This window comes from Kribbella sp. C-35 (assembly GCF_046549195.1).
Lineage (GTDB): Bacteria > Actinomycetota > Actinomycetes > Propionibacteriales > Kribbellaceae > Kribbella.
Genome location: NZ_JAJPWG010000003.1, coordinates 534581 through 548290 on the forward strand (window position 1 = coordinate 534581; position 13710 = coordinate 548290).

A 13710-nucleotide genomic window follows, 5' to 3' on the forward strand; every position below is an offset into this window, starting at 1 on the left:
GATCCCGCACGCCGGACGGCATTTCCGCCTTGGTCGTGTCGGGCTGGGTCATGCGGGGGCCTGGAGTTGCTGGGCGGCCAGTGCGGCGGCGGGGTCGAGGTCGGTGGCACCGGATGCGACGTGCGCGATCAGCGCCTGCTTCATCCGCGGGTCCCAGACGGCCTTCATGTGGTTGGCGATGGCGGTCGCAGCATCCGCGGGCGGACGGTGCGCGAACTGGGCCGCGATCTCGTTCGCCAACCGCACGTACGGCGGTACGCCGCCGCTCATCGATTGCCGCCAGCAACGACAGGCTCACGGGCGGACTCGTCCGCGACCGGCTCCGGGATCAGATCGACCTGGACCGCGGTGACCTTGTACTCGGGGCAGTTGGTGGCCCAGTCGGAGTTCTCCGTGGTGACGACGTTCGCGCCGCTCACCGGATGATGGAACGTGGTGTAGCAGACGCCCACCGGCATCCGGTCCGAGATCGTCGCGCGTAGCTCGGTCCGCCCGACCCGGCTCGACAACGCGACCGTGTCCCCGTGCGTGATGCCACGCACCTCGGCGTCGTGCGGATGGATCTCCAGCACGTCCTCGGCATGCCACGCGACGTTCGCCGTACGCCGGGTCTGCGCCCCCACGTTGTACTGCGACAGGATCCGCCCGGTGGTCAGGATCAACGGGAACTTCCGCGTTGACCGCTCCGACGTCGGCACGTACACGGTCTCCATGAACCGCCCCTTGCCGCGGGTGAACTCCTCCTCGTGCATGATCGGCGTACCGGACGGGTGCTCGACGTTGCACGGCCACTGGATCGACCCGAGCTCGTCGAGCTTGCCGAACGACACCCCCATGAAGGTCGGCGTCGTCATCGCGATCTCGTCCATGATCTGCGCTGCCGAGTCGTAGTGCATCGGGTACCCCATCGCCTGCGCGATCTCGCAGATGATCTCCCACTCCTGCTTCCCGGTCCGCGGCGCCATGATCGGCCGCACCCGGTTGATCCGCCGTTCCGCGTTGGTGAACGTGCCGTCCTTCTCCAGGAACGATGTCCCCGGCAACAACACGTGTGCGAACTTCGCCGTCTCGTTGACGAACAGGTCCTGTACGACGAGCAACTCCAGCGCACCTAGTGCCGCGAACACGTGCTGCGTGTTCGGATCGGACTGGGCGATGTCCTCGCCCTGCACGAACAGCGCCTTGAACGAGCCCTCGATGGCCGCGTCGAACATGTTCGGGATCCGCAGCCCGGGCTCGTCGAGGATCGGCGTACCCCACAACTTCTCGTAGATGTCGCGGACGTCCTCGTTCGACACGTGGCGGTACCCGGGCAGCTCGTGCGGGAACGAACCCATGTCACACGAGCCCTGCACGTTGTTCTGCCCGCGCATCGGGTTCACCCCGACGCCCGGCCGGCCGATGTTGCCGGTCGCCATCGCGAGGTTCGCCATCCCCATCACCATGGTCGAGCCCTGGCTGTGCTCGGTGACGCCGAGACCGTAGTAGATCGCCGCGTTCCCGCCGGTCGCGTACAGCCGGGCCGCTTCCCGGATCTTCTCCGCCGGTACGCCGGAAACTTCGGAAACACTTTCCGGGCTGTGTTCCGGCCCAGCGATGAACTCCTCCCAGGCCGCGAAATCCTCGCACCGGCTCGCGACGAACTCGCGGTCCACCAGCCCTTCGGTCACGACCACATGCGCGAGCGCGTTGATGATCGCGACGTTCGTGCCCGGGCTGAGCTCGAGGTGGTACGCCGCCTCGATATGCGGCGACCGGACCAGGTCGATCCGTCGCGGGTCGATCACGATCAGCCGGGCGCCCTGCCGGATCCGCTGCTTCATCCGGGAGGCGAACACCGGGTGCGCGTCGGTCGGGTTCGACCCGATCACCAGGATCACGTCGGCCTCGTCGACGGAACGGAAATCCTGGGTTCCGGCGGATTCCCCGAAGGTCTGCTTCAGCCCGTACCCGGTCGGCGAGTGGCAGACCCGCGCGCAGGTGTCGACGTTGTTGTTTCCGAAAACTGCGCGGACCATTTTCTGGACCGCGTACACCTCCTCGTTCGTGGTCCGCGACGAGGTGATCGCGCCGATCGAGCCCTGGCCGTGCGCCGCCTGGATCTCCCGGAGCCGGCTCGCCGTGAACGAGATCGCTTCTTCCCAGGAAACTTTCCGCCACGGTTCCGAAATCGTGTTCCGCACCATCGGCTCCAGCACCCGGTCCGGGTGCGAGGCGTACCCGAACGCGAACCGGCCCTTCACACACGAGTGGCCCTCGTTCGCGCCGCCGTTCTTGTACGGCACCATCCGAACCAGTTCGTCGCCCCGGAGCTCGGCCTTGAACGAGCACCCGACACCGCAGTACGCGCAGGTCGTCAGCACGGTCCGGGTCGGCATCCCGAGCTCGACCACCGACTTCTCCTGCAACGTCGCGGTCGGACAGGCCTGCACGCACGCGCCGCAGGAGACACAGTCCGACTCGAAGAACGACACCCCGGCACCGGCTGCGACCTTGGAATCGAACCCACGCCCCTCGATCGTCAGCGCCAGCGTTCCCTGGACTTCGTCACAGGCGCGCACGCACCGCGAGCACGCGATGCACTTCGACGCCTCGAAGTCGAAGTACGGATTGGAGGAATCGGTCGGCAGATCCATGTGGTTGGCACCGGCCTCGACGCCGGAGCCGTAGCGGACTTCGCGCAGCCCGGTAACGCCGGCCATGTCCTGCAGTTCGCAGTCACCGTTCGCCGAGCAGGTCAGGCAGTCGAGCGGATGGTCGGAGATGTACAGCTCCATTACGCCGCGGCGCAGCTTCCCGAGCCGCTCGTTCTGCGTCCGGACCACCATGCCGTCCCGGCACGGCGTCGTACACGAGGCCGGCGTACCTTTCACGCCGTCGATCTCGACCACGCACAAGCGGCACGACCCGAACGCCTCCAGGTTGTCGGTCGCGCACAGCTTCGGCACGTCGACGCCCGCTTCCTTCGCCGCGCGCATCACCGACGTACCAGGTGGGACCTTGACCGGAACCCCGTCGACCATCAGCTCGATCGTTGCCGCACCGGCGCGGGCCGGCGTACCGAAGTCAGGTTCCTTCAGGAGCGTCATACGTGGAAGTCCTCTCCGAAATGGCGGACGGCACTGCGTACAGGCATCGGGGTGAGGCCGCCCATCGCGCAGAGCGAGCCGTCGGTCATGAGTTCGCACAGGTCCTCGAGAACGACCAGATTCTTGGCGCGGTCCGTGCCGGACACGATCCGGTCGATGGTCTCGACGCCGCGGACCGCCCCGACCCGGCACGGCGTGCACTTGCCGCACGACTCGGCCGCGCAGAACTCGAACGCGAACCGCGCCATCGCCGCCATGTCCACGGTCTCGTCGAACACCACGATCCCGCCGTGCCCGACCATCGCGCCGGCCGCCGCAAACGCCTCGTAGTCCATCGGCAGGTCGAACTGCTCGACCGGAAGGTAGGCGCCGAGCGGTCCGCCGACCTGGACGGCGCGGACCGGCCGGCCAGACGACGTACCGCCGCCGAAGTCGTTCACCAGTTCGCCGAGCGTGATCCCGAACGCGGTCTCGACGATCCCGCCGCGGGCGACGTTCCCGCCGAGCTGGAAGACGCTGGTGCCGAGCGAGCGGCCGGTGCCGTACGCCGCATACTCGGCGGCTCCGTGCGCGAGGATCGTCGGGACTGTTGCCAAGGACAACACGTTGTTGACGACCGTTGGGCGACCGAAAAGCCCTTCCAGTGCAGGGATCGGGGGTTTCGCGCGGACCATGCCGCGCTTGCCCTCCAGGCTTTCGAGCATCGAGGTCTCTTCGCCGCAGATGTACGCACCCGCGCCGACCCGGACGTGCAGGTCGAAGCCGAACCCTGAGCCGAGAATGTCCGGCCCCAACCAGCCTTCGTCACGCGCTCGCTCGATCGCGTCCTTGAGCGTCGCGACCGCGTCCGGGTACTCCGAGCGCAGGTAGACGTAGCCCTCGGAGGCGCCCACGGCGTACGCCGCGATCGTCATCCCCTCGATCAGGGTGAACGGGTCGCCCTCGATGAGCATCCGGTCCGCGTACGTACCGGAGTCGCCCTCGTCCGCGTTGCAGCACACGAACTTGAGGTCCGCCTCGGCGCCAAGCACGGTGCGCCACTTGATGCCGGTCGGGAACCCGGCCCCACCGCGTCCGCGCAGCCCCGAGTCCACGACGGTCTCGACTACGTCGGCGGGCGGCATCGCTAGCGCCGCTAGCAACCCGCGCGTCCCGCCGTGCGCCACGTAGTCCGCGGTCGACAACGGATCAACCACACCCACCCGCGCAAACGTCAACCGCTGCTGCCGTTTCATCCACGGCAACTCCTTCACCAGCCCGAGGCCGTCACCCTCACCCTGGAACATCCCGGCTGCGATCAGCCCGTCGACATCCTCCGGCGCGACCGACCCGTACCCCACCCGCCCCGCAGCCGTCTCCACCTCCACCAACGGCTCCAACCACAACATCCCTCGAGACCCGGTGCGGACAACCTCAACACCGCCGGCCGCGGCGATCCGCTCGGCAACCTCGTCCGCCCCGACGGAGCAAGCGGCCGAGTCACGCGGCACAAACACCCGAACCGTCATCGGGTTTCTCCCAGTAGGGCGTTCAGGCGGGTGGGGGTTACTCGGCCGTGGAGTTTGCCGGCTATCTGGACTGCTGGGCCCAGTGCGCAGTTGCCGAAGCAGTAGATTTCTTCGAGGGTGACGCGACCGTCGTACGTCGTCTCGCCGAACTCGCACCCGATGGTGCGGCGAGCGTGCTCGGCGAGTTCGACCGCGCCGACTGAGCGGCACGCCTCCGCCTGGCAGATCGCGACGGTGGTGCGACCGGCCGCCGTACGCCGGAAGTCCTTGTAGAACGTGACGACGCCGTGCACCTCGGCGACCGCGAGGTTCAGTACGTCGGCGATCACCGCGACATCGGGCTGGTCGACGTACCCGAACTCCTCCTGCACCGCGTGCAGGATCGGTATCAGCGCACCACGGAGACCGCGCAGTTCCTCCGCGATCTCCCGCACTCGTTGGGCGCGCCCGGGGACCGGGGCGGGGGCGGCGGCCACGACCTCACTCGTCATGTATACAACATTCCGTCGCCAATCCACCACGGTCAAAGCAATGCTGCCTATCAGCTGATAGACGGTAGCTATCAAGTCAGGCTGTACGCCGGACCGTAGAGGGCAGTCGGGTGGTGCTCGAGGAAAGCCCAGTAGCGGTCGCCGTACGACCAGTGCCACCACTCCGTCGGGTAGTTCACCAGACCGGCAGCAGACAGTACGTCGGCCAGCAACGAGCGGTTCGTCCGCGCCTCGCGGCTGATGTTGGTCGCGGCGAAGAAGCATGCGCCGTTGCTCTGCTCAGGTGTCGCGTCGATCGGCGTACCGAGGTCGAGCGCACCGTGTGCGCCGATCAGCGTCAGATCGACCGCCGCCCCCGCGACGTGCGGCGCGACCTCAATGGGGGACACGAAGCGGCTGGCGAGCTGATCCACGTCGCGCGAGGAGATGCCGGGATGCAGCCGTTCCAGCTCGGCGCGGTACCCGTCCCAGATCGCCTGCTGGCTCTCGACCGGCCGCAGCCCTTCGACCACGTGCAGACGGATGCCCACCGGCAGGAACGTGTCGGCCACCGCGAGCCGATCGGCCACGCTCTCCCGCGCGAACTGCTGCCCGGTCGTCAGCACGTCTCGGGTGAACAGGTCGACCAGCGGCTCACCGTTCTCGATCGCCGGGATGCCGGTGATCCGCTGGTCGCTTAGTAATACGGTCATCCGCGCGCCACCGCCGTACGGATCAGGGTGTCGACGACCTCGGCGTACGACATCCCGGCCGCAGCCCACATCCGCGGGAACTGCGACGCCGGCGTGAACCCGGGGAACGTGTTGATCTCGTTCACCACCGGCTCACTGTCGCGCGTCACGAAGAAGTCGACCCGCGCCAGCCCCTCGCACCCGAGCACCTCGAACACCTCGATCGCCGTACGCCGCAGTCGCACCGCCAGCTCGGGATCGATCGGCGCCGGTACGACGAAACGCGTGGCGCTGCTGTCGTACTTCGCGGTCGCGTTGAAGAACGGCTGCTCCGGATCCGGATGGATCTCCAGCGCCGGCGCGGTCTCCACCCGCCCGTCCGGGAACTCCAGCACCGCGAGGTCGATCTCGCGACCAACCATCTCCCGCTCCACCAGAACCTGCGGTCCGAACGCGGTGGCTTCCGCGATCGCGGCCAGCAGCGTCGGCAGGTTCGTCGCGCGGGTCACGCCGAAACTCGAACCGCCGTTCGCCGGTTTGACGAACAGGGGGAAGTCGAGGCCGGCCACCTTCAGCTTCTGCAGCGCCGCTTCGGTGTCGGTCAGCTCGGCGCCGCGCAGTGTGACACCTGGCGTCACCGGGATCCCGTGGGCCTTCAGGACCGCCTTGGTCAGGTGCTTGTCCAGTCCGACCGCGCTGGCGGCGATCCCGCTGCCGACGTACGGGACGTGCAGCTGTTCGAGGAAGCCTTGCAGGCTGCCGTCCTCGCCGCTCTCGCCGTGCAACGCCGGGATCGTGACATCGCACGCCTGCAGGATCTCGATCGCTTCGTGCTGCCCGTCCAACCAGTTGCCATCAGCATCGATCACCAGAGGGATCGCCATGTGGCCGAGCAGTTCGACGGCCTTCGCGATCCCCCTGCCGCTGGCCAGCGAGACGTCGTGCTCCGGACTCGCCCCACCCATCACGACCGCGACCTTCATTGGTTCCCCTCCTCGTAGCGCCGTGCCACTCGGCCGCCGATGCCGCAGTAGATGTCGTGCGGGATGGTGCCTGCCCAGTCCGCCCAGTCCTTGGCGGTCGGCTCGCCGTGGGAGCCGTCGCCGAAGATCGACACCGGTTCACCGGGCTCGACCGTGAGGTCACCGGCGTCGACGACGAACTGGTCCATCGCGATCCGCCCGATCACCGGCATCCGTACGCCGCGGCACAGCACGCTCGCCTGCCGTACGGCGGCCCGCGGGACACCGTCGGCGTACCCGATCGGAACCAGCGCGATCGTCGTGTCCCGATCCGCCACGAAATCGTGCCCGTACGAAACCCCTTCGCCGGCGCGGATCCGCCGTACCTGGGTCAGCTTGCTCAGCAGCCGCATCGCCGGCCGCAATCCGATCCCCAGCTCGTCGATCCCGTACAGGCCGGCGCCGATCCGGACCAGGTTCGTATCCGGCGCGTCGAGCGTGATCGCCCCGGCCGAGTTGGCCAGGTGGACGACGCCGGGCCGCAGACCGGCTCGCTGCGCGAGACCCACCCCGGTCCGCAGGAACTGCAGTTGCCGCTTGCTCTGCACAGCGTCGGCGGAATCGCCGTGCGAGAGGTGCGACCAGATCCCGCGGACCGTGACGGCGCCGAGCGCCTCGTAGTGCGCCGCCGTTCGGGTGAGCTCGATCCACTGGTCAGGTGCACTGCCGGCCCGGTGTAAACCGGTGTCCAGCTTGAGGTGCACGAAGTGGACGGATGGAATGGACACGACATGGTGCAGTTCGGCGACCGTGGAGACGCTGACGTCGACATCCACATCGCCCAGAAGCATGAGTTCCGCGGCGTCGTACAGCCAGGTGAGGATGGGTACGGTCAGCCCGGCCGCGCGCAGTTGCAGCGCTTCGTCGGCGTGTGCGACGCCGAGCCAGGTCGCGCCGGCCTCGACGGCTGCCCGGGCCACCGGTACGGCGCCGTGCCCGAAGGCGTCGGCCTTCACCACGGCCAGAACGTCCTGCGGAACACGTTTTCTGAACGTTCTGACGTTGTCGCGGACGGCGGACAGGTCGACGACGGCCTCCGACAGTCCGGTGATCCCACGTGCTGCCGGGCGGTGGCGGGACTGAACCAGGGTCATACCGTCATTGTTGTTTCTGGCAACGATCGGGATCATCGGAGTGCGGACGGATGTCTGCCTACGACCCTGGTATGACCTGCCTCCTCCAGAGGAATGAGGGATACTGGGCCGGTGCAAGCCACCGATCATCTGCAGGCGTCCTTGCAGGCCGCGATCGCGCTGGCCAACACCTTCGGATCCGCCGAGCGGCAGGGGCGCCCGGCAGTTCCACCGGACGCCGCCGCCATCGACGCCGTACTGCGGCTGACCACCAACCGCCCACCCGTCGTCGATCCCGCCGACTACGCAGCCGGCGGGAAAACGCTGTACGACGCCCTCGGCAGCCTTCCCGACGTCGATCGCGCCGTCGAGGTGGTGAACGCGTTGCTCCGGGAAACCAAGGCCGCGCCGCAGCTGACCCGCGACGGGGGAGCGCCGTGGCACCTGCACTTCGGCAGCCCCGACGACGCGAACGGCTGGCTGGCCGAATTCGCCACCGCCGTGGCGATGCTGCTCGGCAGCGACGAGGCGGAACGGCTCCGCCGGTGCGACGCCGACCGGTGCGACGACCTGTTCCTGGACTCGACGCGCAACGGAAACCAGCGATTCTGCTCAACCGCCTGTCAGAACCGCGCCAAGGTCGCCGCTCATCGGGCGCGAGCCCGCAACTCCTGACGCGGTCACCATGGTGGCCTCCGGCGACCAACCGAGCTTGCGATAGAGATGGAAGCCGTCGGTCGTGGCCATCAACAGCCCGGTCCGCGCGCCGCGTTCGAGCGCTCGTCCGGCCAGCGCACCCATCACCACGCTGCCCAGTCCCCGTCGCCGGTACGCCGGATCGGTTTGGATGTCGTGCATGACGGCGTCGTCGCCGACGATCGCCGCCATGCCATGCGCCGCGACGGTGCCGTCCACCAGGACTTTCACGTACTCCAGTGGGCCGTCGGACTCGATCTCGGCCGTCGCGCGCGGGTGCGCGAGCAGGTCGATCGACATCAGCATCTTCTGTTCTTCGAACGGCTGTGTCCCGGCAGCGGCCAGGCGGCGGGCGATCTCCGTGCCGTGCTGCGTGGTGACGGTGAGCCAGGTGTCCGCGGGCAGGTTCCGGGCCAGCCGGTCCACGGTCATCGGGTCGTCGGTGCGGGTGAACAGTTCGCGGTCGCGCCCCGGGAGTCCCAGTACGGCGGCGTACGCGTCGTCGTACTCGATCACCGGCGCCAGGCCGCGGCACAGCCGCCAGCCTTCCAGCCATCGCCTCATCATTGTCCGAGTGTAACTGCCTATTGAGAAATAGCCAGTTACTCGATCCCGAGGACGAAGGTCTGGATCGCGACCACGGCCGCGCCGCGGGCCCATTCGCTGAAGTCCGCAGGCTGCAGGACCATCGTCAGCTCGGCGGCGGACGGGTGCCGGTTGGCGTGCAGGCCGGCCAGCAGTTCGTCGTGCGCGACCTCAGCCAGCCGGACGCCTTCGCCGCCGAGGACGACCAGCTCGGGCATGGTGAAGTTCGCGGCCGCCGCGATCAGCTTGCCGAGCGCGCGACCGGCCCGGCCGATCACCTCGCGCGCGGCCGGATCGCCTTTCGCCGCGAGATCGAGCGCCTCCTCGTACTCGACCGGCCGGCCGAGCGCCGCACCGACCTGGGTGGTGATGGCGCCGACCGTCAGCAGGCTGAGCGCGCAACCGCGGTGGCCGCGGTCGCAGGGCGGACCGTCGTGAAGCAGCGGGTGGTGCGCGACCAGGCCGATGGTGACGTCCGGACTGTCGACGATCCGGTTGTCGACGATGAGCCCGTACCCGACGCCGGCGCCGATCGTGAGCAGGACGAAGCGGCGCGAGTTCCGCCCGGCACCGAACCAGTGCGTGGCCTCGGTCAGCGAGGTCAGGTCGTTCGCGACCACGATCGGGACGCTGGTGTGCGCGGCGAGGATCTCTCCGAACGGTACGTCGACCCAGTTCAGATACGGGCCCCAGCGGACCTCGGAGCGGTTCGCCACGCGGCCGCCGAGCGAGACGCCGAGCCCGGTGATCGGCGTACCTCCCGGAACCTGGATCGCCAGCTCGTCGGTGATCTCGAGGACGAGGTCGGCGACCACGGACGGAGTCGGGTCGGTGATCGGGCGCTCGACGCTGGCGAGCACGTCTGCGCGCAGCGTCGTGAGGACGCCCATCGCGGAGTCGGCGGTGAGCTTGATGCCGACGAAGTGGTGGGCGTTCGCGTCCAGGTCGAGCGGCTGCGAGGGCCGGCCGACGCGGGCGTCCGTGGGCCCGCCCTCGACCTCGACCAGCAGACCGGACTCGACCATCGGTTTCGTCAGCCGGGTCAGGCTGCCCGGCGACAGGCCGACCCGCCGCGACAATTCGGCGCGCGACAAGGGCCCGTCCAGCAGGATCTCCAACGCCACCTGCCGCGAGGGCCCCGCCAACGGCCGCCACTCACCCATTGCGCCAGACTAGCTTGGGTCAGAGAGAGGGCTTGAGACGCCGGGACGTGACCCGGTCCGCGGTACTGGCCGCACAAATCCCGGCGTCAAGCTCCACCCGAAGTATGCAACGGATTGGGGTGGGCGGAGCCGGGACAACGGTGTCAGATCCTGTTCAGTGCGGAAGCTTGCGCGTATCTATCAGTTGCTGAGCGACGTCGCGCAGTTTGGTGTTGGTGTCCTGGGAGTACCGCTTGAGGATCGCGAACGCCCGGTCGCCGTCCACGTCGAAGCGTTCCATCAGGATGCCCATCGCCTGACCGACCAGCTTCCGCGCGTCGACGGCCTCCGCCATCGTCTCCTCGTGCCGAGCGGACGCTACCGCCACGGACGCGTGCCGCGCGAGAATGTGCGCGATCGCCTCGTCGTCCTCGGTGAAGGCGTCCGGCTCCGAGCTGTACAGCCCGAGCACGCCGACCGTGCCCCTGGGTGCGTCGCCGGTCGCCAGCGGTACGTCGAGAACGCTGCGGATCCCGAGCGCGGCGACCTTCGTACTCCACTCGGGCCAGCGCTCGTCGGAGGTCGTGTCGCCGATCAGGACTGTCTTGCGGTCGCGCAGTGCCGTGACCAACGGACCGCTCTCCGTACTGATCTGCGGGTCGTAGATATCAGTGACGACCTGATCCGTGACCGCGGCGATCTCCGCCTGCGAACCACGCGAGTAGAGGGCCACGCCGGCGTACGTGCAGTTCACCGCCTGCAAGGCGAACTGCACCACGGCATCGATCGTCTCCTCGACACCAGGCGCATCGTGCAACTCGATCGCCAGCCGGGCGAAAGTGTCCGCCGAATGGGCACGCTCAGGCTCAGTCACTGGAAACTCCAGGGCATGGTCACGCAGTAGGGCAAGGTAATAATGCAGCCCAACCCGCCCGCACCGTTAGCCGCCACCAAAAGCTTGCCGATTAGAGTGGGCGGCATGGCGGAGCTGGCCGGTCTTTTGAGTGGGCGGACTGACTGGCGGCGGGGGTTTGCGGCGCCGATGCGGGCGTTCTTGCGGACCGAGGCGGGTAGTTCGGGGGTGCTCGCGGCCGCGATCGTGCTGGCTCTGGTGTGGGCGAACGTGTCGCCGGGGACGTACGGCGAGGTGTGGCGGACCGATCTGTCGATCGGGCTCGGGCCCGACGTACTGAGTCTGGATCTGCAGGAGTGGATCAACAGCGGGCTGATGACGCTGTTCTTCCTGGTCGTGGGGCTGGAGGCGCGTCGCGAGTTCGATCTCGGCGACCTGCGGGAGCGCAGCCGGTTCGTGCTGCCGATGCTGGCCGGGATCGCGGGGATGGTCGCGCCGGTGCTGATCTACCTCGCGTTCAACGCCGGCGGCCCGGGGTCGCACGGCTGGGGTGTCGCGATGTCGACCGACACCGCGCTCGCGCTCGGTCTGCTCGCGTTGGTCGGTCGTGGGGTGCCGGATCGGGTGCGGGTGTTCCTGCTGACGGTGTTCGTGGTCGACGACCTGCTCGCGCTGGTGGTGATCGCGGTCGTCTACAGCGAGGACATCAGAATGATGCCGCTCGTGCTGGCGATCGTCGCGTTCGCGATCGTGCTGGTGCTCTCGCTGCTCCACGTCCGCAAGGCCTGGGTCTACGTGATCCTCGGCGTACTGATGTGGGCTGCCCTCCTCAAGAGCGGCGTGGACCCCGTGGTCGCCGGGCTCGCGATCGGGTTGACGGCGCCGGCGTACTCGCCCGGTCGTGAGCAGCTGGAGGAGGCGACCGGTCTGTTCCGGTTGTTCCGTGAGCAGCCGACGCCGGAGCTGGCACGGTCCGCGACGGTAGGCCTGACCACGACGATCTCGCCGAACGAGCGCCTGCAGTACCTGTACCACCCGTGGACCAGCTACCTGATCGTCCCGCTGTTCGGGCTCGCGAACGCCGGTGTCACGATCGACGCGGCGTTCCTCGGGCGGGCGTTCACCTCGCCGATCACGCTCGGCATCCTGCTCGGGTACGTCGTGGGCAAGCCGCTCGCGGTGACGACGGTGTCCTGGCTGCTCGAACGTGTGAGCGGCGGGCGGATCCGGCCGGGAGTGGGCTGGGCCGCGGTCATCGGCAGCGGGACGATCGCCGGTATCGGGTTCACGGTGTCCTTGCTGATCGCAACGATCGCGTTCGACGGGCCGGAGCTGGCCGAGGCGAAGGTCGGGCTGCTGTCCGCGGTGGTGGTCGCGTCGGCGCTGACCTGGGCGGTGTTCCGCGCGGCCAAGCTGCTCTCCCCGCCGAAGAAGGCGCTGGCACTGCTCGGCAACGCGGAGCAGCTCCAAGACCTGACCGATCCGGTCGATCCCGAGCGGGATCACATCCGCGGCCCGGAGACGGCGTCGGTGACGCTGGTCGAGTACGGCGACTTCGAGTGTCCGTACTGCGGGATGGCCGAGCCCATCGTCCGGGATCTGCTGCAGGACGACGACCTGCGGTACGTGTGGCGTCACCTGCCGCTGTCCGACGTACACCCGCGGGCCCAGATCGCGGCCGAGGTGGCGGAGGCGGCGTCCGCGCAGGGGGCGTTCTGGGAGATGCACGACCTGCTGCTCGCGAACCAGGAGAACCTCCAGCCGAAGGACCTGATCGGGTACGCGGAGCAGCTCGGTCTGGATGCCGATCGGTTGCACGACGACGTGAAGCGGCACGTGGCGGCGGCGCGGGTCGCGCAGGACGTGGAGTCGGCGGACACGAGTGGCGTTTCGGGTACGCCGACGTTCTTCGTGAACGGGCAGCGGCACTACGGGGCGTACGACGTGGAGACGTTGAAGCAGGCGATCAAGGTGGCGCGGGCCCGGGCGAAGATTCGTGGCTGAATCTTGATGCACTAGGGCATTTCTGCCACTGTTGCCGGTGTATCGGATCCCCGACGCTTGGCTCCATGACCAAGCAGATCGATGAGGGCGCCGTCGCGCACTTCGCAGGACGGCTGGCGTACGAGACGGACGTAGCGGATGTCGCCTCCGACATCGGCGCCGGCGTGACCGGCTGGGTGCTGATCGACAGCCGCAGCCAGGAGAGCTGGGACCAGGGGCACGTCCCGGGGGCGGTTCACCTGCCGACCCGAGAGATCGCGGCGCGCGCGGCGTCCGTCGTACCTGAAGGCGTGTCGGTTGTGACGTACTGCTGGGGGCCGGGATGCAACGGCGCGACCCGTGCCGCGCTGGAGTTCGCGCGGCTCGGGTATCCGGTGAAGGAGATGATCGGCGGGTTCGAGTACTGGGTGCGCGAAGGCGGGCCGATCGAGACCGCGGACGGGATCGAGCGCCGGGAGTCGGACCCGCTGACAGCGCCGCGCGGTGTCGCCTGCGCGTGCTGAAAACCCCTGTCAGGGTTGAGGTTTTACAGAGATCGAACTCGCCGTTGTGAAACGCTGACTCTCTGTGCGTTAC

The 13710-nt window shown here is 68.4% G+C and carries 13 protein-coding genes; 3 read left to right on the top strand and 10 right to left on the bottom strand.

What is annotated here, in order from left to right:
- Positions 1 to 48: 48 nt before the first annotated feature.
- From ACLJOO_RS22425 to alr, 7 genes are all read right to left on the bottom strand, one after another.
- On the bottom strand, positions 49 to 270 hold the full coding sequence (locus ACLJOO_RS22425; RefSeq protein ID WP_410789229.1) for a formate dehydrogenase subunit delta: 222 nt from the start codon (positions 268 to 270) through the stop codon (positions 49 to 51).
- Complete coding sequence (gene fdhF / locus ACLJOO_RS22430) at positions 267 to 3089, bottom strand: formate dehydrogenase subunit alpha (protein ID WP_410789230.1); 2823 nt, start codon at positions 3087 to 3089, stop codon at positions 267 to 269. The genes ACLJOO_RS22425 and fdhF overlap by 4 nt, the downstream gene beginning before the upstream one ends.
- Positions 3086 to 4597 (bottom strand): formate dehydrogenase beta subunit, encoded by a 1512-nt coding sequence (locus ACLJOO_RS22435; RefSeq protein ID WP_410789232.1) that lies wholly within the window; start codon positions 4595 to 4597, stop codon positions 3086 to 3088. Before ACLJOO_RS22435 ends, fdhF begins: the two co-directional genes overlap by 4 nt.
- On the bottom strand, positions 4594 to 5088 hold the full coding sequence (locus tag ACLJOO_RS22440) for an NAD(P)H-dependent oxidoreductase subunit E (RefSeq protein ID WP_410789233.1): 495 nt from the start codon (positions 5086 to 5088) through the stop codon (positions 4594 to 4596). The genes ACLJOO_RS22435 and ACLJOO_RS22440 overlap by 4 nt, the downstream gene beginning before the upstream one ends.
- A 71-nt stretch (positions 5089 to 5159) precedes the next feature.
- On the bottom strand, positions 5160 to 5780 hold the full coding sequence (locus ACLJOO_RS22445; protein ID WP_410789234.1) for a M15 family metallopeptidase: 621 nt from the start codon (positions 5778 to 5780) through the stop codon (positions 5160 to 5162).
- A complete protein-coding gene (locus ACLJOO_RS22450; protein WP_410789235.1) occupies positions 5777 to 6742 on the bottom strand; it encodes a D-alanine--D-alanine ligase in 966 nt (321 codons plus the stop codon). Before ACLJOO_RS22450 ends, ACLJOO_RS22445 begins: the two co-directional genes overlap by 4 nt.
- Positions 6739 to 7875, bottom strand: coding sequence for an alanine racemase (alr, locus tag ACLJOO_RS22455; protein ID WP_410789236.1), 1137 nt, complete (start codon positions 7873 to 7875; stop codon positions 6739 to 6741). Before alr ends, ACLJOO_RS22450 begins: the two co-directional genes overlap by 4 nt.
- A gap of 111 nt (positions 7876 to 7986) precedes the next feature.
- Between alr and ACLJOO_RS22460 the strand changes: the two genes are divergently transcribed.
- Entirely contained in the window at positions 7987 to 8529 is a 543-nt protein-coding gene (locus ACLJOO_RS22460; RefSeq protein WP_410789237.1) for a CGNR zinc finger domain-containing protein, read from the top strand.
- Here ACLJOO_RS22460 and ACLJOO_RS22465 read toward each other — a convergent pair.
- The 3 genes from ACLJOO_RS22465 to ACLJOO_RS22475 all read right to left on the bottom strand — a co-directional run bounded on the left by ACLJOO_RS22465 (position 8467) and on the right by ACLJOO_RS22475 (position 11151).
- Positions 8467 to 9117, bottom strand: coding sequence for a GNAT family N-acetyltransferase (locus ACLJOO_RS22465; RefSeq protein WP_410789238.1), 651 nt, complete (start codon positions 9115 to 9117; stop codon positions 8467 to 8469). The genes ACLJOO_RS22460 and ACLJOO_RS22465 overlap by 63 nt on opposite strands.
- 35 nt (positions 9118 to 9152) lie before the next feature.
- Entirely contained in the window at positions 9153 to 10298 is a 1146-nt protein-coding gene (locus ACLJOO_RS22470; RefSeq protein ID WP_410789240.1) for an ROK family protein, read from the bottom strand.
- 154 nt (positions 10299 to 10452) lie between these two features.
- Positions 10453 to 11151, bottom strand: coding sequence for a GAF and ANTAR domain-containing protein (locus ACLJOO_RS22475; protein ID WP_410789241.1), 699 nt, complete (start codon positions 11149 to 11151; stop codon positions 10453 to 10455).
- A gap of 105 nt (positions 11152 to 11256) precedes the next feature.
- Between ACLJOO_RS22475 and nhaA the strand changes: the two genes are divergently transcribed.
- Positions 11257 to 13134 (top strand): Na+/H+ antiporter NhaA, encoded by a 1878-nt coding sequence (gene nhaA, locus ACLJOO_RS22480; RefSeq protein ID WP_410789242.1) that lies wholly within the window; start codon positions 11257 to 11259, stop codon positions 13132 to 13134.
- Between the two features lie 65 nt (positions 13135 to 13199).
- Complete coding sequence (locus ACLJOO_RS22485) at positions 13200 to 13637, top strand: rhodanese-like domain-containing protein (protein WP_410789243.1); 438 nt, start codon at positions 13200 to 13202, stop codon at positions 13635 to 13637.
- Positions 13638 to 13710 lie beyond the last annotated feature (73 nt).